Source organism: Selenomonas sputigena (genome assembly GCF_026015965.1).
Taxonomy (GTDB): Bacteria; Bacillota; Negativicutes; order Selenomonadales; family Selenomonadaceae; genus Selenomonas.
The window spans coordinates 1,897,816-1,924,224 of the sequence record NZ_CP110383.1 but is presented as its reverse complement, the minus strand read 5'-3'; the positions used below and the strand labels follow the sequence as shown (position 1 = coordinate 1,924,224).

General features: G+C 58.2%; 19 protein-coding genes. 17 read left to right on the top strand and 2 right to left on the bottom strand.

All coding sequences use genetic code 11. The annotated features are described in order from the left end of the window. Positions 1 to 7: 7 nt before the first annotated feature. The 4 genes from OL236_RS09385 (at position 8) to OL236_RS09370 (ending at position 3,691) form a co-directional block, all read left to right on the top strand. Positions 8 to 373, top strand: coding sequence for a VOC family protein (locus OL236_RS09385; protein ID WP_265070397.1), 366 nt, complete (start codon positions 8 to 10; stop codon positions 371 to 373). 258 nt (positions 374 to 631) lie between these two features. Beyond that, positions 632 to 1,942 (top strand): NAD(P)/FAD-dependent oxidoreductase, encoded by a 1,311-nt coding sequence (locus tag OL236_RS09380; RefSeq protein WP_265070396.1) that lies wholly within the window; start codon positions 632 to 634, stop codon positions 1,940 to 1,942. Positions 1,943 to 1,944: 2 nt separating this feature from the next. Continuing rightward, on the top strand, positions 1,945 to 3,423 hold the full coding sequence (locus OL236_RS09375; RefSeq protein WP_265070395.1) for a GDSL-type esterase/lipase family protein: 1,479 nt from the start codon (positions 1,945 to 1,947) through the stop codon (positions 3,421 to 3,423). Positions 3,424 to 3,586: 163 nt separating this feature from the next. Continuing rightward, complete coding sequence (locus OL236_RS09370; RefSeq protein ID WP_232208205.1) at positions 3,587 to 3,691, top strand: nitrate reductase; 105 nt, start codon at positions 3,587 to 3,589, stop codon at positions 3,689 to 3,691. A gap of 172 nt (positions 3,692 to 3,863) precedes the next feature. Here the strand turns inward: OL236_RS09370 and OL236_RS09365 are convergent, their stop codons facing one another. After that, complete coding sequence (locus OL236_RS09365; RefSeq protein WP_009645893.1) at positions 3,864 to 4,493, bottom strand: YigZ family protein; 630 nt, start codon at positions 4,491 to 4,493, stop codon at positions 3,864 to 3,866. 276 nt (positions 4,494 to 4,769) lie between these two features. On the opposite strand from OL236_RS09365, the gene OL236_RS09360 reads away from it, so the two are divergent. Then, positions 4,770 to 6,134, top strand: a complete 1,365-nt coding sequence (locus OL236_RS09360) for an amino acid permease (RefSeq protein WP_265070394.1) — start codon at positions 4,770 to 4,772, stop codon at positions 6,132 to 6,134. Between the two features lie 56 nt (positions 6,135 to 6,190). Here the strand turns inward: OL236_RS09360 and OL236_RS09355 are convergent, their stop codons facing one another. Continuing rightward, a complete protein-coding gene (locus OL236_RS09355) occupies positions 6,191 to 6,847 on the bottom strand; it encodes a hypothetical protein (protein ID WP_265070393.1) in 657 nt (218 codons plus the stop codon). A 145-nt stretch (positions 6,848 to 6,992) separates the two neighbouring features. On the opposite strand from OL236_RS09355, the gene OL236_RS09350 reads away from it, so the two are divergent. The 12 genes from OL236_RS09350 to OL236_RS09295 all read left to right on the top strand — a co-directional run bounded on the left by OL236_RS09350 (position 6,993) and on the right by OL236_RS09295 (position 26,349). Beyond that, positions 6,993 to 8,339 carry a methyltransferase domain-containing protein gene (locus tag OL236_RS09350; RefSeq protein WP_265070392.1) on the top strand — a complete coding sequence of 449 codons (1,347 nt, stop codon included), beginning with the start codon at positions 6,993 to 6,995 and terminating at the stop codon, positions 8,337 to 8,339. A 10-nt stretch (positions 8,340 to 8,349) separates the two neighbouring features. Beyond that, positions 8,350 to 10,065 carry an ABC transporter ATP-binding protein/permease gene (locus tag OL236_RS09345; RefSeq protein ID WP_265070391.1) on the top strand — a complete coding sequence of 572 codons (1,716 nt, stop codon included), beginning with the start codon at positions 8,350 to 8,352 and terminating at the stop codon, positions 10,063 to 10,065. Positions 10,066 to 10,116: 51 nt separating this feature from the next. Further along, positions 10,117 to 10,692, top strand: a complete 576-nt coding sequence (locus OL236_RS09340) for an N-acetylmuramoyl-L-alanine amidase (protein WP_265070390.1) — start codon at positions 10,117 to 10,119, stop codon at positions 10,690 to 10,692. 9 nt (positions 10,693 to 10,701) lie between these two features. Beyond that, positions 10,702 to 10,998, top strand: a complete 297-nt coding sequence (locus OL236_RS09335; protein WP_265070389.1) for an antibiotic resistance protein MarC — start codon at positions 10,702 to 10,704, stop codon at positions 10,996 to 10,998. 243 nt (positions 10,999 to 11,241) lie between these two features. After that, positions 11,242 to 12,396, top strand: coding sequence for a glucose-1-phosphate adenylyltransferase (locus OL236_RS09330; protein ID WP_265070388.1), 1,155 nt, complete (start codon positions 11,242 to 11,244; stop codon positions 12,394 to 12,396). A 40-nt stretch (positions 12,397 to 12,436) separates the two neighbouring features. Beyond that, the gene (glgD, locus tag OL236_RS09325; RefSeq protein ID WP_009645892.1) at positions 12,437 to 13,543 is read left to right on the top strand and encodes a glucose-1-phosphate adenylyltransferase subunit GlgD; all 1,107 of its coding nucleotides are present in this window, start codon (positions 12,437 to 12,439) and stop codon (positions 13,541 to 13,543) included. 251 nt (positions 13,544 to 13,794) lie between these two features. After that, the gene (locus OL236_RS09320; RefSeq protein ID WP_265070387.1) at positions 13,795 to 16,236 is read left to right on the top strand and encodes a glycogen/starch/alpha-glucan phosphorylase; all 2,442 of its coding nucleotides are present in this window, start codon (positions 13,795 to 13,797) and stop codon (positions 16,234 to 16,236) included. A 224-nt stretch (positions 16,237 to 16,460) separates the two neighbouring features. After that, complete coding sequence (gene glgB, locus OL236_RS09315) at positions 16,461 to 18,737, top strand: 1,4-alpha-glucan branching protein GlgB (RefSeq protein ID WP_265070386.1); 2,277 nt, start codon at positions 16,461 to 16,463, stop codon at positions 18,735 to 18,737. A gap of 132 nt (positions 18,738 to 18,869) precedes the next feature. Continuing rightward, entirely contained in the window at positions 18,870 to 20,306 is a 1,437-nt protein-coding gene (gene glgA, locus OL236_RS09310; protein ID WP_265070385.1) for a glycogen synthase GlgA, read from the top strand. Positions 20,307 to 20,476: 170 nt separating this feature from the next. After that, positions 20,477 to 23,926: a 4-alpha-glucanotransferase gene (gene malQ / locus OL236_RS09305; RefSeq protein WP_265070384.1), complete on the top strand. Its 3,450-nt coding sequence runs from the start codon at positions 20,477 to 20,479 to the stop codon at positions 23,924 to 23,926. A 74-nt stretch (positions 23,927 to 24,000) separates the two neighbouring features. Next, positions 24,001 to 24,723 (top strand): DUF2225 domain-containing protein, encoded by a 723-nt coding sequence (locus OL236_RS09300; RefSeq protein ID WP_265070383.1) that lies wholly within the window; start codon positions 24,001 to 24,003, stop codon positions 24,721 to 24,723. A gap of 18 nt (positions 24,724 to 24,741) precedes the next feature. After that, positions 24,742 to 26,349 (top strand): DUF4127 family protein, encoded by a 1,608-nt coding sequence (locus OL236_RS09295; RefSeq protein WP_265070382.1) that lies wholly within the window; start codon positions 24,742 to 24,744, stop codon positions 26,347 to 26,349. The last annotated feature ends 60 nt before the right edge of the window (positions 26,350 to 26,409 follow it).

Sequence of the window (26,409 nt, the reverse complement as noted above, 5' to 3'; positions counted from 1 at the left end):
GAAGTTTATGAAATTCAAGTTTTTGCATAACAACATCAACGTGCGTGACCTCGCGCGTTCGCTCGCCTTCTATGAGAAGGCGCTCGGTCTCAAGGAAGTGAGCCGCGTGGAAATGCCCGATTTCACGCTCGTCTACCTCGGCGATGGCGGCTCGACGCCGCACGAGCTTGAGTTGACGTGGCTCAAGGATCGCGAGACGCCGTATAATCTCGGCGACAACGAGTTCCACCTCGCCTTCGGCGTCGACGACTTTGCGGCGGCGCACAAACTGCACGAGGAGATGGGCTGCATTTGCTACGAGAATGCGGCGATGGGCATCTACTTCATCAGCGATCCCGACGGCTATTGGCTCGAAGTCCTGCCGAAATGGTGATCGCGCAGTTCGAGCGGACTGCCGCATGGGGAAGGGGCACGTCAAGGATGCAGAATATGAGAGATAAGACGAACAGTCATAAGGGAACGAAAGCGGCGCGGACGGCATGAGCCTCCGCGCCGCTTTTTCTATATATAAAATTTATACGTTGATAAGTTTTTCTGGCGCGAAACGAATGACGGCTGCTGAAGAAGCCGATGCACTTTCGCGCCGCTGCCAAGTCGGGGAGTTTCCCGCACCCAGGAAGGGAGAAAGAACATGAGTAAGAAAACACGCATTGTTGTCGTCGGTGCAGGCTTCGGCGGAGTCAAGGTCGTACGCGAACTGGCAAAGGATAAGAGCCTTGACATCACGATCGTCGACCGCCGCAACTTCCATCTTTTTCAGCCGTTGCTCTATCAGCTCGCGACATCACTTCTTTCGACCGATGAGATCGCCTATCCGATCCGCTCCTTTTTCCGCCATAACAAAAACGTCGATCTCTTCATGGCGAAGCTTCGCGGTCTTGACAGGGAGCGCAAGGTCGTTATCACGAATCACGGCGAGATTCCCTACGATTATCTGGTTCTCGCGGCGGGCGCGACGACGAATTTCTTCGGCATGGAGAGCGTCGAGGAGCATTCCTTCCCGATGAAGACCTTGCAGGAGGCGCTGCACATCCGCAATCATGTCATCCATATGTTCGAGCGCGCCAACAAGATCGAGCATAATGAGGAGGAGCGACGCCGTATGCTGAGCTTCGTCGTCGTCGGCGGCGGCCCGACGGGCGTCGAACTCGCAGGATCTCTGGCCGAGGTCATCAACCTCATCATGAAGGACGAGTATCACAATCTTTCGCCCGATGAGATCAGCGTCAAGCTCGTCGAAGCGACGGGCGGGCTTCTGCCCATGATGCCGCCCGATCTGCAGCAGGAAACGGTGCGCGTCTTGGAGAAGAAAGGTATCGACGTCATGCTCAATACGCAGGTCGCAGGCTGCGACAAGAACAGCCTGATCTTGAAGGATGGCCGGGTCATTCCGACGAATACGGTCATTTGGGCGGCGGGCGTCAAGGCGGTGCCGATCATCAGTAAGCTCGGCTTCGCGTGCGACCGCGCAGGACGCGTCATCGTCAACGAGAAACTGCAGGTCGAGGGCGAGCGTGACATCTTCGCCATCGGGGACTGCGCCTCCTTCTGCCACGGCACGGAGCGTCCGTTGGCGACGGTCGCACCCGTCGCGACGCAGGGCGGCGTCGTTGCTGCGCGCAATATCAAGCGCCTGATCGCGGGCGATGAGAATTTGGAAACGTTCCATTACAAGGATCAGGGTGCGATGGCGACGATCGGCAGGACGGAGGCCGTCGTCAATATGAACGGCACGAAGATGAAGGGCTTCATCGCCTGGGTCGTCTGGATGTTCGTCCACCTCCTGCGTCTTGCGGGCGCACATACGAACACAACGGTACTCTTGAAATGGACGTGGAACCTCCTGTCAGGTACACGTCTTGGCCGCATCATCACGAATATGCAATACGACGAGTCGCGCGAGCTTCGGCCGATGCCGCTCGATCCAGAGGAGAAGGGTTGAACTTGCAGAAAAACTATCATTGCTATTGGAAAAAAAGTGCCGCCGCCTTGGCTTTGTGCCTTGCGGCGGCGGCACTTTCGCCGCAGGGAGCGGAGCGCGCGGAAGCTGCGGCGACCTTGGGCGAAGCGCACATGACGGCGTATGCCGCGACGAAGGACCGTACGATCGTGCTGGAGCGCGATGCGGCGCAGAAGGAGGCGGGCGCTCCCATGGAGGAGGATGCGAATGCAAAAAATGAACAGATGGACGAGAGGGCGGCGGCAGGCGCAAAGCCGCCGATGTCCGTGAATCCCGAGGGGAAGGAGACGGTGCGCAAGCTGCCGAAGAAGCTGCGCTTTTTGTGGCAGCCCGTCGCCGATGCCGTGCGCTACGAGTTCGTCATCGAAGAAGGCGCGGGCGACAAGGCGAAGGTCGTCTACCACGACACGCATGTGTTCAACAACGGCGTGGAAATCGCGCTCGCGGGACGCGGCTGGCTCGATGCGAACCACTATTGGCGCGTGCGTGCGCTCGATTACGATGGCAATGCACGCTCGGCTTTCACGCCGCCTGCCGCCGTCGAGCTGGCCGAGAAGGATCCGGCGGCGCCGCATCCGACGAGCGAGTTCCAGAAGATGGACTATGTGCCGCTCTATCCGACGTATTCGTGGATTCCTGTGCAGGGAGCCGCTGAGTACGAAGTCTCCGTTTGGAAGCGAGGCAGGTCGGAGCCCGCGCTCCTGCACATGCTTTACGCGACCGACCTCACTTGTTACGATACCTACGGTTTCGCGACGCCCGGCAATTACTACTGGAAGGTGCGTGCCCTTGACGCTGCACGCCAACCCATCAGCGGCTGGTCGGAGAACGTGCCATTCGAGGTCAAGTCTCCCGTCGCCGTCGCCGCGCTCGGCGACAGCATCACGCACGGCGGCGGCGCCATCGTCTACGGCCCTGACCGCGTGCTCTACGATTGGGAAACGTACGCGGCGTTCCCCATCAAGAACCTCGGCTACTCGGGCGATACCGTCGAGGCGATGGAAGCGCGTTTCGAGCGCGACGTACTGCCGTTCCGCCCGAAGATCCTGGTCATCATGGGCGGCGTGAACAACTATCGCGTGGGCGGCAGGGCGACGGATATCATCGCCGTGCTCGCACGCATCCGCGACAAGTGCACGGCGCACGGCATCACGCCCGTCTTCTCTACGGTCACTTCGCTCAATCCCGCGAAGATTGCGAAGCTGCAGTATGCGCAGAATCCGCCCGCTAACTGGAGCGACGAGCAGGCGGCGCTCAACCGCTGGATCTTGTCGCAGCCCTACTGCGTTGACGTCACGACGGTCCTCTCCGATGGCGAGGGGAAGCTTGAGGATATTTACACGACCGACGGCCTGCACCCCGACAGCGCGGCGAAGTGCTTCATCGGCGAGACGATCAGCAACTACCTGCGCGCGAGGTTTCCGCAGGTGGTCGAGCCGATTTTGCGCGAGCCGAAAGTGTGAAGAAGGGAGTTTCCAGAATAAGAGCTGCCCGCGTTGTCCGCACGGGCGGCTCTTATTCTGTCTGAATCCTGTGGTAGGCAAAGTTTGTGGAATGTTGCTCTGAACTATGCTATACTTTATGCGTTGCCGCCTCCAGACTGGCACGGGAAGGAGGGTATCGGTGATGTTAGGTACATTTATTCTCTCCATCTTGGCTGGTGTAATTGCCAATCACATTAGCAAATGGCTCGATGAGAGGGAGAACGACGGCGACGAGCCTAGGGAGTAAGCCCACCTGCAATAAGGGAATAGAAAATCCCCCAAGCTGCAATCTTGGGGGATTTTCGCGTATCGGTTATGATACTAGGTACATTTGCCAGTCACAGTATAGCATACTTTACTGTTTTCATGCAAGTCGAATATAGTGGCTTTGCCCTGCTCTCCGGCAGGTTTTGCGTTTTTTAGACCGTCGCCTTGCCCCAGACCGTGCCGCGTTCCTCAAAGATGGCTCTGCCCGCAGTGAGGTCTGTCAGAGCCGCCTGAACGGGAGCGAGCTGTCGCTCTTCCAACAGCAGCAGCAAGGTGACCTTTTCCTCGTAAATCGCATCCTCCGTGCGAAGATCCTCCTGCCGCACGAAGTTTTCGACGAGCGCGAGAAGCGTGTAGTCGACCGTCACGGCGAGACGCGTAAGCTGCAGGCTGCGCACGAGGGAAGAGGCTTCGAGCGCGAGGTGTGCGGCGTGGCCGTAGGCGCGGATGAGGCCGCCCGCGCCGAGTTTGATGCCGCCGAAGTAGCGCGTGACGACGACGACGGTATCGACGAGGCCGCGCTTCTTGATCGCTTCCAAGATGGGATTGCCCGAGGTGCCGCCCGGCTCACCGTCGTCGTTCGACTTCTGCCTTTCGCCGCCTGCGCCGAGCACCCAGGCGCTCGGATTGTGGCGTGCGTCGTAATACTTCTTCTTGCAGGAAAGCAGGAAGGCACGCGCTTCCTCTTCCGTTGCCGCGTGAGCGGCTTCGGCGATGAAGCGAGATCGCTGAATCTCATATTCGGCTGTGCCGCCCGTTTCGATCGTCGTGAAATTTTCCATGTGCTTTCTGATCTTCCTTATGATTTAATTCCGCAACGTTCGTTGTGGATGCGTATGCGTCTACTATATACTATATATAGTAACACATCTCCCAGTGAAAGACGAGAGGGCTCGGAGTGGTAAAAATTCTTGCGATTCTCAGAAATATTCGCTTGGCATTTCCCTGCGTTTGGTGTAGTATTGTCCTTAAGCTGTATTCGTGCAGAGGGTTTCTCTAGGGGGTTTTAACTTCATCATACGGAAGGTTGTGTTATCAAGGCCATGAATGGGACGCAGATGAACAGAGGGTTGAAGAACAGGCATGTGCAGATGATTTCGCTCGGCGGGGTCATTGGCAGCGGCTATTTTCTCGGCACGGGGTATGTGCTGGAAAAGGCAGGGCCGGCGGCGATCCTGGCGTATCTTTTGGGTGGGGTCATCGTGCTCTGCGTCATGCTCTCCTTGGCGGAGCTGGCGGTTGCCAAGCCTGTTTCGGGTTCTTTCGTTGCCTATGCGCGAGAGAACATCTCTTCGACGTGGGCGTGCGGCGTGGGCTGGGCATACTGGCTCAACTGGATGGCGTATGTGCCGTCCGAGATGATCGCCGCGGGCATCATCATGAACAATTTCGTGCCCGAAGTCAGCCAACTGTGGTGGGCTGTGTTCTTCGGCCTCGTCGTGACCGTGCTGAACCTCTTTCGCGTCGACAAGTTCGGCGAGAGCGAGTTCTGGCTGTCCCTTGTGAAGATCCTGGCCTTGGTTGCCTTCAGTGTCGTGGCGGCGCTCATCTGTCTCGGCCTTTTCGGCGGAGAGGGATTCATTGGCACGCGCATCCTCCTTTCGAGCGGCGGCTTCACACCGAACGGCTGGTGGGCGATCGTCCTGACGATGGTCATCATCCTCGTGAATTTCCAAGGTACGGAGATCATCGGCCTTGCGGCGAGCGAGTGCAAAGAGCCAGAGAAGAGCATCCCCATCGCCGTGCGCAACGTTACGTGGCGCATCATCGCGCTCTACATCGTCCCGATCTCCCTGCTGATCTCCATTCTGCCGTGGGAAGAGGCGAGCATCTCCGAAAGCGTCTTTGCGGCGGCGCTCGCCGCGCACGGCCTCGACTCCTTGGCGGCCGCGCTCGCCTTCGTCGTTCTGACGGCCGCCGTGTCGTGCTCGAACTCGGGTCTCTATTCGAGTGCGCGGGCGCTCTATTCGCTCGCACGCATGGACATGGCGCCGGCCTTTCTCGCCCAGATCAACAGCAAGGGCGTGCCGCGCAATTCCATCCTCATGTCGGTTTCGGCGTGCTGGCTCGTCATCTTGCTCTACACGTTTGATCCCGATTCGGCGGTCTATACGTATCTTCTCGCGGTGTCGGGCTGCACGGGGGCGATCGCGTGGATCTCGATCTGCTGGAGCCAGTACCGCTTCCGCCGCCGCCTCATCGCCGAGGGATTGGAGCATACCCTGCGCTACAAGACGCCGTTCTTTCCTTACGTGACGCTCTTTGGCATCTGGGCGCAGGTCTTCTGCCTCGTCGTACTCGCTTTCACACCCGACCTGCGGCAGGCATTCTACATGGGCGTGCCGATGCTCGTCGTGCCGATGCTCTGGCACAGGCTGCGCAGCCTATACCGCGCACGCGTCGCAGCGGCGAGAAATGGCTGAATGAAATAAAATGTGGGCTTCGCATACGTCAAGGACGTATGCGAAGCCCACATTTTTTATTCGTCCTTTTCCGAAGGAATCGTGAGATTTTCGCGCAGTGCGCTGATTTCTTCGGCGAGGAAGAGGCCGGGCGGCGATTCGCGGATCATCGTGTCCTCCAGGATACGGCTCTGCTCGGCGGGATCGCGCGTGAGGAGCTGCGCGGGGTCTGCGGCGTTCTTCGTGCGGCTGATTGCCTGTTGCTGCGCTTCGGCGTAGGCGAGCGTCTTCTGCCGCACGGCGGCGCAGAGATCGTAGTTGATGCCGCTGAGTGCGAGCGGCGGGATGTGTGCGTCGACGGCGTCACGCGTATGTTTGGCATCCTCGGCGAGCTGCGTGAGACGTACATAGGCCGTTTGGATGTCGATCGCGCCCTCCTTGAAACTCTCAAGGATGTTGTGGTACTGCTGCCAGTTGTAGTCGAGCTGCGTGATGTTCTTCTTGTGCTCGTCGTACCAGGCGGTGAAGATTTCTTGCTGCTGATGAATCTCGCTGCGCTCTTCCGCCGTCATCTTGGGCGCGGGCGGCGGCGGGAAGCTCCAGAACGCCGCCGCTCCTGCGAAGAGGAGCGTGAGGGAAAAGAGTGCCCAGATCTTGCGGTTGGGAAGCCAGCGGTAGAGCAGTACGAGGGACAGGAAGATGAGAGCGAGCAGGATGTATTTGTAAGATGGCATAGGTTTTTTCCTTTCGCGGCGGGAGGAGCAGCAGACAAAACTTTCCTCCATTGTAGCACAAGGAAGTCCTTGCGTGAAGCGATGAAAGCCGTTATACTGAAACAGTGTGGACGTGAGAAAGATTCGCGCGGAAAGGTGGAAGCGCATGCTGACGATCGTTATGCTTTTGACGGGGGATGTGCAGGAAGCGCGCATGGTGCGGGCATACCTGCAGGAAAATTATTCGGGAGAGGAATACGAGCGCATCCTTGTCTACTGCGGCGAGAATGCGGAGGCCGTGACTTTTTTGGATCAAGATCCATCTGCTGTGCTCTTCGACGGCAGGGGAGCAGGTATAGCGGCTTCATGCAACGCGGCGCTTCAATATGCGAGCGGACGGGAAATTTTGTTTTCAGCAGCGCCCTACGTCCTTGTGCGGCTGGCACTCCGCGCTATGCAGCGGGCAGCGGGCGTCATTGATGGCATCTCTCTCGTTGTGCCGATGTTGAAGGATCCTTTGGGATTGGATCGGGTGCAGGCGCTGCCCGCAGACCGGTGTGCTCCTTATCAAGATGCAGAGGGATTGCTCCGCTTTTCCGAAGATTTATCCGTGAATTTGGACGTTTTGCCTGTTTCGGTTTCCCTGGATTTCTGCTTCTTGACGCAGCGCCAAGCTCTGCTGGACATGGGAGGCTTCTCGGAGGAGTTTCGCACGACTCCGTTCCTCATGCTTGATTTCTGCCTGCGTTTTTGGCAGGCAGATCGGCCTTGCATTGTAGCGTGCGGGGCGTTTGCCCATGAAAATCCTTTTGAGTTGTTCTATGATGCACAAGATGATGCGAGATTTACACAAAAGTATGGCTTGAGTTATCCGTATTCTTTCATACCGCGCACGGAACTCTTGGAGCATATGGACCTCCAAAAAGATGGACTCAATGTGCTTGAAGTTGGTTGTGCCTGCGGGGCAACGCTCCTTGCTATTCGCAATGCGAATCCTAAGGCGGAAGTCTATGGCATTGAATTTGATAAAAAAGCGGCGGAGATGGCACGCCACTTTGCCGTCGTTGAGGCGCTCAATGTGGAGAAGCTGGATCGACCTGCGTGGCATGAGAAGTTTGACTACATCATCTTGGGCGATGTTATTGAGCATCTGCGAGAACCTTGGCAGACGATGAAAAATCTTGCCGCAGTTTTGAAGCCCGGCGGACGTGTCATCATCAGTGTCCCAAATGTCATGCATTTCTCTGTCTTCCGCATGATGCTGAAAGGCCGCTGGCAGTACGAGGAAGCGGGAATCCTTGACCGCACGCATCTTCGCTTTTTCACGCGCACGGAGGTCGTTGCGCTTTTGCAGGAGGCGGGGCTTGAACCGCAGGAGGTTTTTGATTCAAAGATTGCAGAAACGGAGCAGGATCAGACATTTGTCGCGCAGCTCGCCGCCCTTTTGCCGCCGGATGTTGATGCGAAAGAGCTGCATGCTTTTCAATGGAAGGTCGTAGCAAAGAAGAGATAGGGGAGAGTTTGTGGAGAAGAAGAGCGTCTGGCGCATCTGCCGCGCGATCGTTCGCGGCTATTGGTTTTCCGAGGAGAAGTGGAAGGCGCGAGGGCTTCTCGCCGTCGTCATCGCGCTGAATTTTGTCGCGGTCGGCATGCTCGTTCTGATCAACGATTGGTACAACGAGTTCTATAATGCCCTGCAGGCTTACGAGTACGAGCTTTTCTGGCCGCTCGTCGGCAAGTTCGCGTTTCTCGCCTTCGTGCATATCGCCGTCGCCGTCTACGCCATCTATCTGCGGCAGATGCTGCAGATCAAGTGGCGCACATGGCTCACGGATCGCTACCTCGCACGCTGGATGGAGAACCGCGCCTATTACAAGCTCGAAACGCTCGTCGAGGGCACGGACAATCCAGACCAGCGAATATCGGAGGACATCGGGCAGTTCGTCGAGCTGACGCTCACACTCTCCGTGGGCTTCTTGAAGCAGCTGACGACGCTCGCGGCGTTTGCCGTCGTCTTGTGGAATCTGTCAGGCGTTTTGACCGTTCCTGTCGGCAGCTGGGAGTTTCACATCTACGGCTACATGCTGTGGTTCTCGCTCATCTACTCCGTCTTGGGCACGGTCGGCGCGCACCGCGTCGGCAGGAAGCTCATTGGGCTGAACTTCGAGAAGCAGCGCTTCGAAGCGGACTTCCGCTTCAGCATGATGCGCGTGCGCGAAAACAGCGAGAGCGTCGCCTTCTACGGCGGTGAGGCGCAGGAGGTGCGCGGCTTTTCCGAGCGCTTCGCGCGTGTCATCGGCAACTTCCGTGAACTCATGCGTCAGACGAAGATCCTGAACTTCTACATCAACGGCTACGCGCAGCTCGCGATCATCGTGCCTCTCGTCATGGCGGCGCCACGCTACTTTGGCGGCGAGATGGCCCTGGGCGGACTCATGCAGACGATCTCGGCCTTTGGTAAGGTGCAGGACGCGCTTTCCTACTTCGTTGAGGCATACGGATCGATTGCCGAGTATGCGGCCGTTGTGCGTCGACTGAGCGGCTTCACGGCGCACATGGAAGAGGTCGATGCCAAGGAGAGCGCGGTCATGCTTTCGAAGTCTTCCGGCGGTCTCGAAGTGGAAGAACTTTGCGTCTCCCTGCCCGACGGCACGGAGCTTTTGCAAGGCTGCTCGTTTTCGCTAGCGCAAGGAGAAGCGCTTCTCGTCACGGGCGCGTCGGGTGCGGGCAAGTCGACGTTTCTTCGCGCCCTTGCGGGGCTTTGGCCGTTCGCGCATGGCCGCGCGGCGTTCCCAGCGAATGAAAAGCGGCTCTTCCTTTCACAGCGCCCTTATCTGCCGCTCGGCACGCTGGCGCGCGCCGTTGCTTATCCTCTGACGGCGCAAGGGCCGCGCGAGGAGATGGAGCGTGCCCTGCGGCTCGTCGGCATGGAAGCCTTTCTTCCGCGGCTCGACGAGACTGCCGATTGGAGCCACATCCTTTCGCTTGGCGAGCAGCAGCGCATCGCCTTTGCACGCATCCTGCTCGTGCGCCCGGCGTGGGCGTTCCTCGACGAGGCGACGAGTGCGCTCGACGAGGCGCGCGAGCAGGAAATGTATGAAATGCTCGCGCACGAGCTGCCCGAGATGGGCATCGTGAGCGTCGGGCATCGCTCGACGCTTCGAGAGCAGCACGAAAGGGAACTTCATCTCGATGGGGCGGGCGGCTTTTCAACGCGCGTGCTCACGGAATCAGCATGAACGAAAAATGAACCAAGAGTGAACCAGAAACAGAAAGCGGGTATCTCCTATATGAATCGCAGAAATTTCCTCAAAAATGCCGTCCTTCTTGCCGCAGGCGCCTATGTCGCGCCGAGTCTCCTCGTGCCCGAGGAGGCGAAGGCAGCCATCTCGAACGGCGTGCATGTCGTGGAGACGAATCTGACGTTCTTGGAGCTCGACAAGCGAAGCTTCACGGACAGCATCATCCTGCACCATATCGGCGACACGGATCGCGAGGTGTCGGCAGCGACGATTCACCAGTGGCATCTGCAGAACGGTTGGTCGGGCATCGGCTATCACTTCGTCGTGCACAAGAACGGCATCATCGAGCGCGGGCGTCCGCTCGACGCCGTTGGCGCGCATTGCTGGCACCACAACGCGACGTCGATCGGCATCAACCTTGTCGGCAATTTCGAGCAGGCAGAACCGACGACCGTGCAGCTTGATTCCGCCATGCGACTCATCGCGGAACTTTCGCATCGCTACAAGCTAAATCCTGGCGCGGGTACGGTCTTTGGCCATCGTGATTTCAACTCGACGCTCTGCCCGGGCAAAAACCTCTATGCGAAGCTCTCGGGGCTTTGTGCGAGCGCTTCGCGCCTGTAGGAGGACGACATGAGCGAATCGTATCATTATCGGCGAATCCCGAAGCCGCCACCAGAGGTGAAGGCGCAGGAAAAGACGCGCGGACGAAACACGAAGCGCAACCTCACGCTCGTCATCCTCGGACTTGGCTACTCACTCTACACGCATGATGTGCCGCTTCTCATCGCTGCGGTCTCCATTCTGCTCTTCTTTTTGCAGCCGCTCGCGGAAAAGTACCTCGGGAGTTTCGGCAAGGTGACATCAGGCTTCTTGCGGGGCATCGGCATAGCGCTCTTCATCGGGGCGATCGCCATGCTTTTTCTTTGACGGGCGGCGTGCGGCCGCCCTTTTTATGTGCTGCGTTCCGTGGACAAGCGTTTGAAAAAACGAGAAAAAAACATTTTCCGCGGCTATTACAGCAGGAAATCTTCGTGTTTTGTGGAATAGATATAAAAACGTAAGAAAATACGAAAGAGCAAGACATTCGTTTCCTCCGCATGGGCGGAAAAGCGCGATGGTTAGCAAGGTGAAATATGGGCGCGGCAAGTTGCGCCCCGAGGAGGGATTTTTATGAGAAAAACAGAGTATCTGGCCATGATCTTGGCGGGTGGGCAGGGAAGTCGCCTGGGCGCCTTGACGAAGAAGATCGCAAAGCCCGCCGTACCGTTTGGCGGCAAGTACCGCATCATTGATTTTCCCTTGAGCAACTGCGCCAATTCCGGCATCGACAAGGTCGGCGTCCTCACGCAGTACCGTCCGCTGGAGCTTCACAACTATCTCGGTACGGGAAGCGCGTGGGATCTCGACAAGAAGGACGGCGGCGTCTTCATTCTGCCGCCCTATGCGCGCGAGAAGGGCGCCGACTGGTATCAGGGAACGGCGGACGCCATCTATCAGAACATCAACTTCATCGACATCGTCGATCCCGAATATGTGCTAATCCTTTCGGGTGACCATATCTACACGATGGATTACTCGTGGATGCTTGAGGCGCACAAGGGGCACAAGGCGGAAGCGACGATCGGCGTCATCGAGGTGCCGTGGGAAGAGGCACCTCGCTTCGGCATCATGAACGCCGACAAGGATGGGCGCATCATCGAGTTTGAGGAGAAGCCGTCCGAACCGAAGTCGAATCTCGCCTCGATGGGCATTTACATCTTCAACCGCAAGTTTCTGCAGCAGTACCTGGAAGAGGATGCGAAGGACACCATGTCGAGCCACGACTTCGGTAAGAACATCATCCCGAAGATGCTCGCCGACAAAGCGCGTCTCTTCACATACGCCTTCGACGGCTATTGGAAGGATGTCGGCACGATCGAGAGCCTGTGGCAGGCGAACATGGATCTTTTGCAGGACGAGCCGCCCTTTGCCCTCGACGGCAATTGGCGCATCTATTCGTCCAATCCGTCGCTGCCGCCGCACTACATTGGGCGCGAGGCGCATGTGAGCCGCTCGATGGTGAGCGAAGGCTCGATGGTCTTCGGCGAGGTGAAGAACTCCGTGATCTTCCAGGGCGTTCGCATCGGCAAGGGCGCACGCGTCACGAATTCGGTCATCATGCCGTTCGCGAAGATCGAGGACGGTGCCGTCGTCGATCATGCAATCCTCGCACAGGGGGCGACGATTGCAGCCGGCGCTAAGGTCGAGGGCGAGGAAGGCGCGATCGCCGTCATTCCCGAGAATGAGGTCATAACAGCAGAGGCCGGAAGCAAGCAGGCGGGCTGAGACACTTGCAGCAAGATTTCGAGGAACGGAGTGAAGCATTGTGAACACGGTCATGGGACTCATCAACCTGCAGGAAGACAGCGGGCGCATCAAGGAGCTGACCGAGAGACGGCCCATCGGCTCCATGCCGTTTGCAGGGCGCTACCGCGTCATTGACTTCGCACTTTCGAGCATGGTCAACTCCGGTATCAGCCATGTCGGCATCGTGCTGCCTGAGCAGTCTCGTTCCGTCATGGATCATCTGCGCTCGGGCAAGGACTGGGATCTCGCGAGGCGTCACGAGGGTATGTTCTATCTGCCGCCCGCAAAGGGCGATAAGGACACGCGTCCCGGCGACCTCAAGACCTTCTATCAGAACATCGACTTCGTCGAGCACAGCGCACAGAAGTATGTGCTTCTCGCAAACGCGAGCTACATCTACAATATGAATTTCGCGCCTGTGTTGCGTTTCCATCAGAATACGAATGCGGATATCACAATGGTCTACAACATTGCCAAAGAAGAGGTGTCGGATGAAAGTGTCGTCATCGAGACGGCGGAGAACGGCCTCATCGAGGACATCGCCATGAAGCCTGTTGTCTATCAAGGCTCGAAGGTGTCGAACGGAGCGCTGCTCATGGAGAAGCGCATCTTCGTCGACATGGTGCGCTCGACATACGAGCACGGCGGCACGGATCTCGTGCTCGACGGCATCATCCGCCGCGCTGACCACTACACGATGTACGGCTGTATGCACGAGGGCTATACGGCGTGTGTCGCCTCGACCGCCTCGTACTACCGTGCAAACATGGAGGCGCTCGAACCTGCGAATTGGGACGAGCTCTTTATGCAGAACGGCTTCATCTTCACGAAGTCGAAGGACGGTGTACCCGTGCAGTACAAAGAATCCGCGCACGTCCAGAACTCGCTCGTTGCCAACGGCTGCGTCGTCTACGGTGAGGTCGAGAACAGCATCCTGTTCCGCGGCGTGACGGTGGGCGAGGGCGTCAAGATCCGGAATTCCATCATCATGGAGAAGTGCGACCTTGAGGATGACGCGCTTGTCGAAAATGTGATCTGCGACAAGAACGTCGTGATCACGAAGGGACGCTGGCTCAAGGGGGCGCCAAACTACCCGCTGATCGTCAGCAAGAATGCCGTAGTCTAATAGAAGGGTGCGCCAGCGGCGCGCCCGCAAGGAAGCCGCTCCTGGGCGCTTGCCTCGTGGAAAAGGTGGGGCGCACGGGGCGGCTTTTCGTCAATGAAATCATGAAGCAAGAAGAGCAAGAAAGCAGTCTGCATTTCGTCCGCGTCTCTGTGCGTCGAAGCGCTCGGGGGAGTTTCACTGCGCGGTGATCCGTTTTGTGAAAGGCGTGTAGATCCAAGTGGCTGCCAATGTAAGTTAGGAGGACTGATCTCATGGCAAACAAGAGGAATGAGCTGGGGCTGGCAAAGGAAGGTTTGAAACAAAGGTTTCTGGCTACGGCGCATATCCTGTGGGGCAGCGATTTCGCCGACCTCACGTCGCATGAGGTTTATGCGACCATTGCTGCCGTCGTGAAACAGTACATCAGCGAAAACTGGGTCAAGACGAACAAGGCGTACACGAAGCGTCGCGACAAGCAGGTTTACTACTTTTCAATCGAATTCCTGCTCGGGCGGCTCATGCGTTCGAATCTCGTCAACTTGGGTGAAATGGAGCTTTTCTCCGATGCGCTGGAAGAGCTTGGCGTCGATTTGGATCAGGTTTTCCCGGAAGAGCCGGACGCGGGTCTTGGCAACGGTGGTCTCGGACGTCTCGCAGCCTGCTTCATCGATTCGATGGCCTCTTTGGGGCTTCCCGGGCACGGCTGCAGCATACGCTATCAGTACGGACTCTTCGAGCAGAAGATCATCAAGGGAAACCAGGTCGAGATTCCCGACAACTGGCTCGGCAATGGCTTTGAGTGGGAGTATCGCAAGGCGGACAAGGCGGTCAACGTCAAGTTCAATGGCAATGCCTACATGAAGGAGGAGGAGGACGGCAGCCTCTCTCTTGTACACGAAGACTACCTGACGGTCATGGCTATTCCTTACGACGTGCCGATCGTCGGCTTCCGCAACAATACGGTCAATACGCTGCGCCTGTGGAACGCCGAAGTCAACCGCGATTTTTCCGACTATGGAACAATGACGCACGAGCAGATCCAGGCGAAGAAGGAATACCGCAACTTCGTCGAGAGCATCACGGAGTACCTGTACCCCGACGACAGCTCCTACGAAGGGCGCCGCCTGCGCCTCATCCAGGAGTACTTCTTCGTGTCGGCGGGCGTGCAGAGCATCGTGCGCCACTACCTGCTCGCGGGCATGAACATCAAGGATTTCGCGAAGAAGATCGCCATTCACATCAACGATACGCATCCGGCGGTCGCCGTCGCTGAGCTCATGCGCATCCTTGTCGATGAAGAGAGGATGGACTGGGACGAGGCGTGGGAGATCACGTGCGAGACGATGGCGTACACAAACCATACGATCATGCCGGAAGCCTTGGAGAAGTGGCCGATCGACATGTTCCGCCCGCTTCTGCCGCGCATCTACATGATCGTCGAGGAGATCAACCGCCGCCACATCGAGGAGGTGCGCAGGCGCTTCCCGAACGACGAGCAGATGGTGCGCGAGCTTTCCATCATCGAGGACGGGCAGGTGCACATGGCGCGGCTCGCCATCGTCGGCAGTCACAGCGTCAACGGCGTCGCAGCGATCCATACGGACATCCTGAAGAAAGACACGTTGAAGTTCTTCAACCGTTACTATCCGACGAAGTTCAACAACAAGACGAACGGCATCACGCATCGCCGCTGGCTCATCAGTGCGAATCCTGAGCTGACCACGCTCATCGACGAGACGATCGGTGACGCATGGCAGAAGGCGCCCGATCAGCTCTCGCATCTCAACGATCATGTGACGGACAAAGCGTTTTTGGCGGAACTTTCGAAGATCAAGCGCCTCCGAAAGGGCGATCTTTCCGACTATATCCATGCGTATGGCGGCATCCTCGTCGATCCCGACATGATCTTCGATGTCCAGGTCAAGCGCATCCATTCGTACAAGCGCCAGATTATGAACATCCTGCATATCATGTATCTCTACCATGAGCTGAAGACGAACAAGCGCTTCCGCATTCCGCCGACGGCGCGCTTCTTCGGCGGCAAGGCGGCGCCCGGCTACTACATCGCGAAGGAGACGATCCGCCTGATCAACGCCGTCGCCGACAAGGTCAACAACGACAAGTCGGTCAGCGACATGCTCAAGGTCGTCTTCATCGAGAATTTCGGCGTTTCCATCGGTGAGATCGTCTATCCGGCAGCCGACATCTCCGAGCAGATTTCGACGGCTTCGAAAGAAGCCTCAGGCACGGGCAATATGAAGTTCATGATGAACGGTGCTCTGACGCTCGGCACGCTCGACGGCGCGAACGTTGAGATCAGCCAGGCGGTCGGTCGCGAGCACTGCGAGATCTTCGGCCTCCGTGCAGAAGAGGTTCTGAATTACTACGCGACGGGCAGCTACAAGGCGTGGGACGAGTACAACACGAACCCCGCCGTGCGCCTCGTCGTTTCGCAGCTCGTCGACGGCACCTACGGTGATTTCCACTCGCTGCGCGATTACTTGATTCAAGGTAACGACGAGTTCTTCGTGTTGAAGGATTTCGGCGCGTACGACAGGGCGCACAAGAACATGAACCGTAAGTACGAGGATCAGGCTGCGTGGCTCAAGTCGTCGGCGATCAACATCGCCAACTCGGGCGTATTTTCTTCGGACCGCACGATCAAGGAGTATGCGGACGACATCTGGCATGTGAAGCCAGCGATCATCGTCTGACGGAAGGCCGGTTTGCTGCCCCTTGCGCGAAGCCGCAGGGGCGGCGGTCGAATATCGCATCTGGTCAGTAAGCTGCAAAGCAAGCCGCAGGCCCGGACAGCGGGAGTGTCTTCCCGCATCGAAGCGAGGGCTGACGGAAGTGCGGAAGAATGCAGCGTCGCATCTTGACGCATGCGCGTTTTCTCCGCGTTTCCTAGAGTTTTTCTAAGCTGGGAGGAATTTTTGTGAACGTATCTGCTTTGAGTGAGTTCGATTTATTCTTATACCACCAAGGGACCAACTACCACGCTTACGAGATGCTCGGCGCCCACTTCGTGGAGAAGGACGGCAGGAAGGGCGTGCGCTTTTCTGTCTGGGCGCCTCATGCGAAGTCCGTGAGCGTCGTCGGCGACTTCAACAATTGGGACACGCGCACGCACACGATGGAAAAGATTGGCGACGGCGAGATCTGGGTGACGTTCATCGAGGGGCTCGAAGAAGGCGAGGTCTACAAGTATGCGATCGAGCCGCAGTGGGGCGGCCCGCACATCATGAAGGCCGATCCTTATGGCTTCTACGCGGAGAAGAAGCCCAATACGGCGTCGCGCCTCTACGACTTGAGCAAATATCAGTGGAACGATGCCGCCTGGCAGGAGCGCAAGAAGACGCATCCGTCGTACTCCAACCCCATGCTGACGTACGAGGTTCATCTAGGCTCGTGGCGGCGCACGCTTGAAGGCGGCTATCTGTCGTATCGCGAGCTTGCCGATCAGCTCGTCGGCTACGCGAAGAAGATGAACTATACGCACATCGAAATCATGCCGCTCTGCGAGCATCCGTTTGACGGATCGTGGGGCTATCAGGCGACGGGGTACTACGCGGTCACGAGCCGCTACGGCGAGCCGGATGACTTCCGCTACTTCGTCGACACGGCACATGCGAACGGTATCGCCGTCATCATGGACTGGGTGCCCGGCCACTTCTGCAAGGACGAGCAGGGGCTTCGCCACTTCGACGGCATGACGCTCTACGAATCGGACAACGAACAGCGTGCCGAGAACTGGGAGTGGGGCACGACGAACTTCGACTACGGTCGGACGGAAGTGCAGAGCTTCCTCATCTCGAATGCTATGTTCTGGTTCGAAGAGTACCACATCGACGGCCTGCGCATCGACGCCGTCGCCAACATGCTCTATCTGAACTACGGCAGGAAGGACGGCGAGTGGCAGCCGAACAAGTACGGAGACACGGGCAACTTGGAAGCCATGGACTTCATCAAGAAGCTCAACGAGGCGATCTTCAAGTTCCATCCCGACGCTTTGATGATCGCTGAGGAGTCGACGGCTTGGCCTCTGATCTCGAAGCCCGTCTACATGGGCGGCATGGGATTCAACTACAAGTGGAACATGGGCTGGATGAACGACATGCTCTCGTACATGAGCCTCGACCCCATCTACCGCAAGTGGAATCAGGACAAGGTCACGTTCTCCTTTATGTATGCCTTCAGCGAGAACTTCGTGCTGCCCCTGTCGCACGACGAGGTCGTGCACGGCAAGTGCTCGCTCGTGAGTAAGATGCCCGGTGACTACTGGCAGAAGTTCGCGGGACTGCGCGGCTTCTTCGGCTATTGGATGGCGCATCCGGGCAAGAAGCTCCTCTTCATGGGCGGCGAGTTCGCGCAGTTCATCGAGTGGAATTACGACGACAGCCTCGATTGGCACCTCGTCGAGGAGTACCCGATGCACACGAAGATGCTCGAATACTCGCGCGCCTTGAACAAGTTCTACAAGGAAAACCGCCCGTTCTGGGAAGTCGACTTCGACTGGAACGGCTTCGAGTGGATCGACTGCAACGACAGCGAGAACTCTATCATCACGTTCGTCCGAAAGGCCGACAATGACGCGGATTTCCTCGTCGTCCTCTGCAACTTCACGCCCGAGGTGCGACATGACTACCGCATCGGCGTGCCGAAGAAGGGCGAATACCGCGAGGTCTTCAACAGCGACGCCGAGGAGTTCGGCGGCTCGGGCGTGAAAAACGAGGGCGATCTTCATACGGAGGACGTCCCCTGGCACGACCGCGAGCAGTCGCTCGTCATCACGGTGCCGCCGATGGCCACGATCTATCTGAGGCACAAGGATACGCTCCCTTTTGTCAAACGCTCCACGCCTGAAGAGGAGACGGAAGTCCTCGTCGTCAAGGGCGCGGAGAAGAAGAAGGAAAAAGAGCCGAAGAAGCCGGCGGCGGAGGTGAGCGATTCGGCGCAGAAAGAAGCGCCGAAGGCAGAGCAGTCGCCCCGCGAAGCGGCAGAGGGGGAGAAGGCGCACGAAGAGAAGGCGGCGTCTTCCAAAACCGAGACGGTGAAGAAGCCGTCTGCTGCCTCGCAGAAGAAGCCGAAGGGCGGCGAGGCAAAAAAGACTGCCGCCAAGGCTCGTCCGCGCAAGACGGAGACGGCGAAAGGCGCGAAGAAGTCGGCGAAACCGCCGAAGAAGAGCAGCAAGAAGAAAGCGGCTGCCCAATGATCGTGGGAAAATGACAGCTTCGTCCGCCTTGGGGAAGGCGCGAGCCTTCCGAGGCGGGTGCGGGCGATATAGAAGATGGTGCGCTGCGGGGCAGGGGCTGGAAGCCCCGCAGAAGAGAAGGGGGTTCATATCATGCGGGTACTTTATGTTGCTGCTGAAGCGGTGCCGTTCGCCAAGACCGGGGGCCTGGCGGACGTTGCGGGATCTCTCCCGAAGGAACTCGTCAAGCAGGGCGTTGACATCCGCGTCGTCATGCCGAAGTTCGGCAAGATCTCAGCGGAATACATCGACAAGATGGAACATCTTTACGACGGCACGCTGAATGTCGCATGGCGTGACAAGTTCGTCGGCGTTGACCGACTCGTCATGGATGGCGTGACCTACTACTTCATTGACAATGAAGAATACTTTTACCGCGAGGGCTTCTACGGCTACGACGACGATGCGGAGCGCTTCTCCTTCTTCGCGCGCGCCGTCCTGAATCTCCTGGAAGCGATGGATTTCTGGCCCGACATCATCCATGCGAACGACTGGCACGCGGGACTCGTTCCCGTGCTCTTGAAGCTTGAGCACATGGGGGATGCGCGCTACGAGAAGATCCGCACGATCTACACGATCCACAACCTCAAGTATCAGGGCGTCTTTCCGAAGAACGTCATGCAGGATGTCTTAGGACTTGACTGGAAGTATTTCACGAACGGCGATCTGGAATTCTACGATGCCGTCAACTTCATGAAGGGCGGCCTGACCTACGCCGACTATATCTCGACGGTGTCGCGCACCTACGCCGAGGAGATCCAGTACGAATACTTCGGCGAGATGCTTGACGGACTTCTTAGGAAGAGGAGCGCGGACATCTACGGCATCGTTAACGGACTCGACTACGACGTCTACAACCCGGCGACGGACAAGGCGATCTACGAGACGTTCGACATCACGTCCATCGACCGCAAGATCGACAACAAGGTCGCGCTGCAGAAGCAGCTCGGGCTGCCCGTAAATCGCCAGATTCCGATGGTCGCGCTCGTCTCGCGCCTCGTGCCGCCCAAGGGGCTCGATCTCATCGTGCGCGTCATGGATGAGATCCTGCAGCACGAGAACATTCAGTTCGTCGTCCTCGGCACGGGCGACAAGGTCTATGAGGATTGGTTCAAGGGTCTCGCGTGGCGTTTCCCGAGCAAGGTTTCGGCGAACATCCGCTTCTCGAACGAGCTTGCGCAGCGCATCTATGCGGGCGCAACCGTCTTCCTCATGCCGTCGAACTACGAGCCGTGCGGCATCGGCCAGCTCATCGCCATGCGCTACGGCACGATTCCCGTCGTGCGCGAGACGGGCGGACTCAAGGACACGGTCACGCAGTTCAGCAACAAGACGGGCGAGGGCACGGGCTACCTCTTTAGCAACTACAACGCGCACGAAATGATGTACGCCGTCAAGCGCGCCATCCGCGAATGCAGTACGCTCGAAATCTGGCAGAAGATTGTCAAGAACGCCATGCAGGCGGACTTCAGCTGGAAGAAATCGGCAGGAGAGTACAAGGCGCTCTATGAGAAATTATTGGCGAAGTGAGATTTGGCAAAGCCCAACGCTTGCGTTGGGCTTTCTTGCCTTTCTCGCCTATTAATTTTCTGCGAAGAAAAGACGAAACAAAGTAGAGAAGGGGAAGAGGGAAGTGCGTTTCTATCGGTGCCTTCCTAGCGGATTTCCCTGCTTTTTCGAAGAATTTAGGAGGCGATATTATGGCGCAACGAGAAGCGGAGCACAACTCGCAAGATGTGTTTTACCGCTCGCCCGTGGGACCCGCCGAGGCATCATCCTCCGTCCAACTCGGCATTCGCATCCGAACGCAGGACGAAGTATCGAAGGTCATTCTGCGCCTTTGGCGAGAAGGCGCGGGGGAAAGGCTCATCGAGCTGGAGGCGAAGTCGGCGGAAGGCGTCCAGGACCGCTTTTATGTCGCGCGCATCGATTTGCCCGATACCGGCTGCCTGCTATGGTATTACTTCATCGTTGTCACGAGTTCCGGCACATGGTATTATGGCAACAACAACGAGCATCTGGGCGGCATGGGCGGCATTTACGACAACGCGCCGCCGTCTTTCCAGATCACCGTGTTCAACAAGGGTGCGAAGACCCCAAACTGGGCGAAGCACGCCGTCATGTACCAGATCTTCCCCGATCGCTTCTGCCGCGAGGGCGATGCGATCATCGAGAAGAAGGGCGCCGTCGTGCACGCGCACTGGGGCGACCAGCCTTGCTACTACAAGGATGTCGATACCAGGGAAATCGTGCAGTACGATTTCTTCGGCGGCAATATCAAGGGGCTGAAGTCAAAGCTTCCCTACCTGAGGGAGCTTGGCATTTCCGTCATCTATCTCAATCCCGTTTTCGAGTCGCCGAGCAATCATCACTACGATACGGGCGACTACCACAAGATCGATCCGATCTTCGGCACGAACGAGGAGTTTCAAGAACTCGTGAAGGCGGCGAAGGCCGAGGGCATCCGCATCGTCCTCGATGGCGTATTCAGCCATACGGGAAGCGACAGCATCTACTTCAACCGCGAGGGCAATTACGATAGCCTCGGCGCGTTTCAGTCGCAGGAGTCGCCTTACTACAGCTGGTACAACTTCCATAAGTATCCTTACGAATACGACAGCTGGTGGGGCTTTTCCACGTTGCCGAACGTGACGGAGACGACACCGTCCTACATGGACTTCGTGATCCGCGACGAGAACAGCGTGCTGCACCATTGGACGAAGACGGGCATCGGTGGCTGGCGTCTCGACGTCGTCGACGAACTGCCCGCGAAGTTCACGCAAACGTTCTATCGTGAACTCAAGGCGACGAACCCCGATGCGATCCTCATCGGCGAGGTCTGGGAGGACGCGTCGAACAAGATCAGCTACGGCGTGCCGCGCGAGTACCTTTGCGGCCAGGAGATCGACTCGGCGATGAACTATCCGTTCCGCAAGACGGTTTTGGACTTCCTGCTCAACTACGTTGACGGACGCCAGGCGATGCGCCTTCTGGAGAGCCTGCGAGAGAACTACCCGAAGGAAAATTTCTACGTGATGATGAACCTCATCGGCAGCCACGATGTCGAGCGAGCGATCACGCTCTTGGGCGAGGCGCCGTTCTACGACGGCATGCCGGCGATCCATCAGTCGCGTTTCAAGCTCGATGCCGAGCACTATAAACTCGGCACGGATCGGCTGCGCCTCGCAGCGCTTCTGCAGATGACGTATCCGGGAATGCCGTGCATCTACTATGGTGATGAGATCGGCATGCAGGGATTCCGCGACCCGTATAACCGCAGCCCGTACGCATGGGAGAATCCTGACATCTCCGTGCGCGACTGGTACAGGAAGCTCATCCGCCTGCGAAACGAGCATACGGCGCTTCAAACGGGCGACCTCCTGCCGCTCGCGGGCGAGGGCAACATCCTCGCCTATGCGCGCACGATCCGAAGCGGCACGGACGAGTTCGGCGCACCTGCGAAGAACGAGGCCTTCGTCGTCATCATCAACCGCAGTCGTACGCAGGAGGAGAAGGTCATGCTCAATGTCGGCGATTTCCTGCAGGGAACGCTGCAGGAAGCTCTCGAAGGGGAGGAACGCGTGCAGGTTCAGCGCGGCGTCCTGACCGTGAAGCTCCCGCCCCTCTCGGCGCGCATCTACGAAGCCGTGCAGGAGGAAAGGCGCTTCCCGCGCGAAGCGGGCGTCCTGCTTCATCCGACGTCCCTGCCGTCGAAGTACGGCATCGGCGATCTTGGCGGCGACGCTTATCGCTTCGTCGATTTCCTCGCCGCTGCCGGTCAGAAGGTCTGGCAGGTTCTGCCGCTGTGCCCCGTCAGCGATTTCGGCTATTCGCCTTATCAATCGCCGTCGGCGTTCGCGGGCAATCCCATGCTCATTTCGCTCGACATGCTCATCGATGACGGACTGCTTGCGGCGCGTGACGTGAAGGCGGCGGCCGACAGCGCGACCGCTTTTATCGATTATGAGCGGGCGTGGGCGTTCAAGAAGAAGCATTTGGAGCGTGCGTGGAAGAACTTCCAGAAACAGGGAGAAAGCGACGCTTTCCGGGATTTCTGCGAAAAGGAGGCGGCATGGCTTGATGACTACGCGCTCTTCGAGGCCTTGAAGACTGAGAACAAGAAAGCGCCGTGGTTCGAGTGGAAGCCCGAGCTGAAAGAGCGACAGAACGCCGCTCTTCGTGCGGCGCGAGAGCGCCTGGCGGACGAGATCGGCTGCCAGAAGTTCTGGCAGTATCTGTTTGACAAAGAGTGGAAGCACCTGCACGAGTACGCGCACAAAAAGGGCGTCAAAATCATGGGCGACATGCCCATCTTCGTCTCGCACGACAGCGTCGACGTCTGGGCGAACCAAAACTTGTTCTCGCTCAACGAGGACGGCACGGCGAAGACGGTCGCGGGTGTGCCGCCCGACTACTTCAGCGCGACGGGACAGCTGTGGGGCAACCCACAGTACGACTGGACGGCGATGAAGGAAGACGGCTACGGCTGGTGGAAGGCTCGCTTTCGGAAGCTTTGCTCGCTCGTCGACATCGTGCGCCTCGATCACTTCCGCGGCTTCGAGGCGTATTGGGAGATCGACGGCAAGGCGAAGACAGCGGTCAATGGCTGCTGGCGCAAGGGTCCCGGCAAGGCATTCTTCGAAGAGATGGAGAAGTCGGTCGAGAACCTTTCCATCGTCGCCGAGGATCTTGGCATCATCACCAACGAAGTCGAGAAACTGCGCGACGACTGCGGCTATCCGGGCATGAAGGTTTTGCATTTCTGCCTGAACTTCAACGAGATGCGCCGCGTCGGAATCGCCGTGCCCGAAAACTCCATCGTCTACACGGGCACGCACGATAACAATACGACGGTCGGCTGGTTCACGCAGGATCTCGACGCCCCCGAGCGGGCGGCGGTAGCGGAGCTTCTGAACGCACGTATCGACCGGCCGAAGGACATCTGCGATAAGCTCGTCGAGTTTGCCTATGCGTCGAACGCGCGTCTCGTCATCATCCCCATGCAGGATGTACGCGCCCTCGACAGCCGCAGCCGCATGAACGTGCCCGGCACCGTCGGCATCAACTGGCGCTGGCGGCTCAAGGACTTCGCGCATGCCGAAGAGGACGCGAAGCGTCTTAGGGGCTTATGCGAGCTGTACGAAAGGTAGCGTATGCAATGGGACGGCGGAAAAGATCCGCCGTCCCTGCAGATATATGATTACAGCAAAGGAGATCTGATACAATGGCTGAAAAGGATTATCTATATGTGGTGAAGAAGCCCTGCCCGATCTGCAGCATGGAAACGCGTGCGACGAAAGTGCGCTCGCGCCTTATTACCGAGACGGTCGACAACGACCTCTGCACGCATTACAAAGACATCAATCCTTACTACTACCGCATCTGGGTCTGTGAGCACTGCGGCTACGCCGAGGACGAGCGCCACTTCCTGAACGGCGTCGCACCGAAGGCGAAGAAGGAGATTCAGGACTTCCTCGCCGGGCATCATGGGACGAGCGAGTTCAAGGAGCAGCGCACGCGCGACGACGCCATCAAGGCGCTGAAGCTCGCGATCTTCTACACGAAGTTCACGACGGAGACATTCGCCCACAAGGCGGGGCTGAACCTCACGCTCGCATGGATTTACCGTGAGGCAGGCGACAAGGAGAACGAGGAGAAGTTCCTCGCGGAAGCCGGCAAGCTCTACATCGAGTCGCGCTCGCGCGAGGTTTTCCCACAAGGACAGATGACGGAAGCCGACTGCATCTACCTGATCGGTGCGATCCATTTCCGCCTCGGCGACTACGATACGGCTGGCCGGTATCTGTCGATGCTCATGCACAATAAGGAGCTTGAGACGAAGGAGCGCGTGACCGTCGACCGCGCGAAGGATCTGTGGTCAGATATGCGCGACAAGATGAAGGAAGAGCGTGTCGAGACGTCAGACGATGCGGCTCCCGCAGAGTGAAAAGAAGGGAAGTGCAAATTGCAGAAAACGTATAAGATCTTAGCGCTTTTGCTCGCGCTCGCCTTCCTCGTTCTGCCTGCCGCTGAAGCGGGCAAGAAGGACAAGGCAGAGGAGATGTCGCGCCAGAAGCGCATCATGTTCATTCCGCACGACAACCGTCCGATCTCAGACAAGCAGACGGCGGACGTTGTGCGCGAACTTGGCTACGAGGTCATCGTGCCGCCCGACGACATGCTCGGCAGCCGCACCGACCTCGGACATCCCGAGGAGCTTTGGACTTGGGCGGAGGAAAATGCGTCCGGGGTCAGTGCCGCCGTCATCTCGTCGGACTCGATGCTCTACGGCAGTCTCGTAGGCTCAAGAAAGCACGACTGCACGCGCGGTGAAATCGTGGCACGTCTCAAGAACTTCGAGGACTTCCGCGCAGCGCATCCCGCGCTGCCGCTCTACGTCTTCGGCTCGATCATGCGCACGCCGCGCTCGGGTGAGGCGTCGGGTTCGGAAGAGCCAGGCTACTACAAGAACTACGGCGCGGACATCTTTCGCTATACGCTCCTGACGGACAAGCAGGAAGTCGAAGGACTGACCTCCAGGGAAAAGAAGGAATACGCTTTCTTGAAAGAGCTGATTCCCGAAAAGTCCATGGAAGACTGGATGAGCCGCCGCACGAAGAACTTTGCGGCGAATGAAAAGCTCATCGACTATACGAAGAGCGGCGTCTTTGACTACTTCGTGCTCGGGCGCGACGACAATGCGCCGTATTCGCAGACGCACATGGAAGGCCGGAAGCTCCTCGCCTACAGCGCAGGACTCGGCTCCTCGAAGTTTCAGACGATGTCGGGCATTGACGAGGTGGGACTTCTCCTGCTTTCGCGTGCCGTCAACAATATCGAGCACAAGATGCCCTTCATCCACGTTCGCTACAACAAGGGCACGGGCGGGCGCACCGTGCCCGCCTACTCCGACGAGCACATCCAGGACTCGGTGCGTGCCGCCGCCACGGCGGCGGGCGCCGTCCTCATTCAGCGCCCTGAGAAGTCGGAGTACGTCCTGCTCGTCAATACGAATCCCAACGGCAAGACGTATGAAGCGAACGACCGCACGAACGACGGCAAGGTGCGCGACGGCACGCAGTACTTCCTCGACCTGCTCAAGGACTACATCGCCAAAGGTTATCCCGTCGGCATCGCCGACGTCGCCTATGCGAACGGCGCGGACAACGCACTCATGGAAGGCCTGAAGCGCGAGGATCTGCTGTTCAAGCTGCGCGCTTACGCCGGTTGGAATACCCCGACGAACAGCACGGGCTTCGCCGTCGCTGAGGGGCTTCTTGCCGAGCGCATGACGGACGACGCGCGGGACAGCCTGCTGCTCACGCGCTACCTCGATGACTGGGCATATCAGGCGAATGTTCGCAACAAGATCGCGCGTCAGCTCGGTTGGCTGCGTGGCAGCGGCGTCTACATGAGCCTCGATGACAAGATCCTTGGCGTCCAGTACCGAGCCGACCGCATGATGCGCGAGTTCGCCGACAACAATCTGCCGCCCCTGCCCGCACTGCGCGAGATAAAGGTCAACTTCCCATGGAATCGCATGTTTGAAGCTGACATCGTGACGGCACAGTGATGTAAGAAAAGCGTATAAAAGAGCCGCCCGAAGCTGGATTCCAGCTTCGGGCGGCTCTTT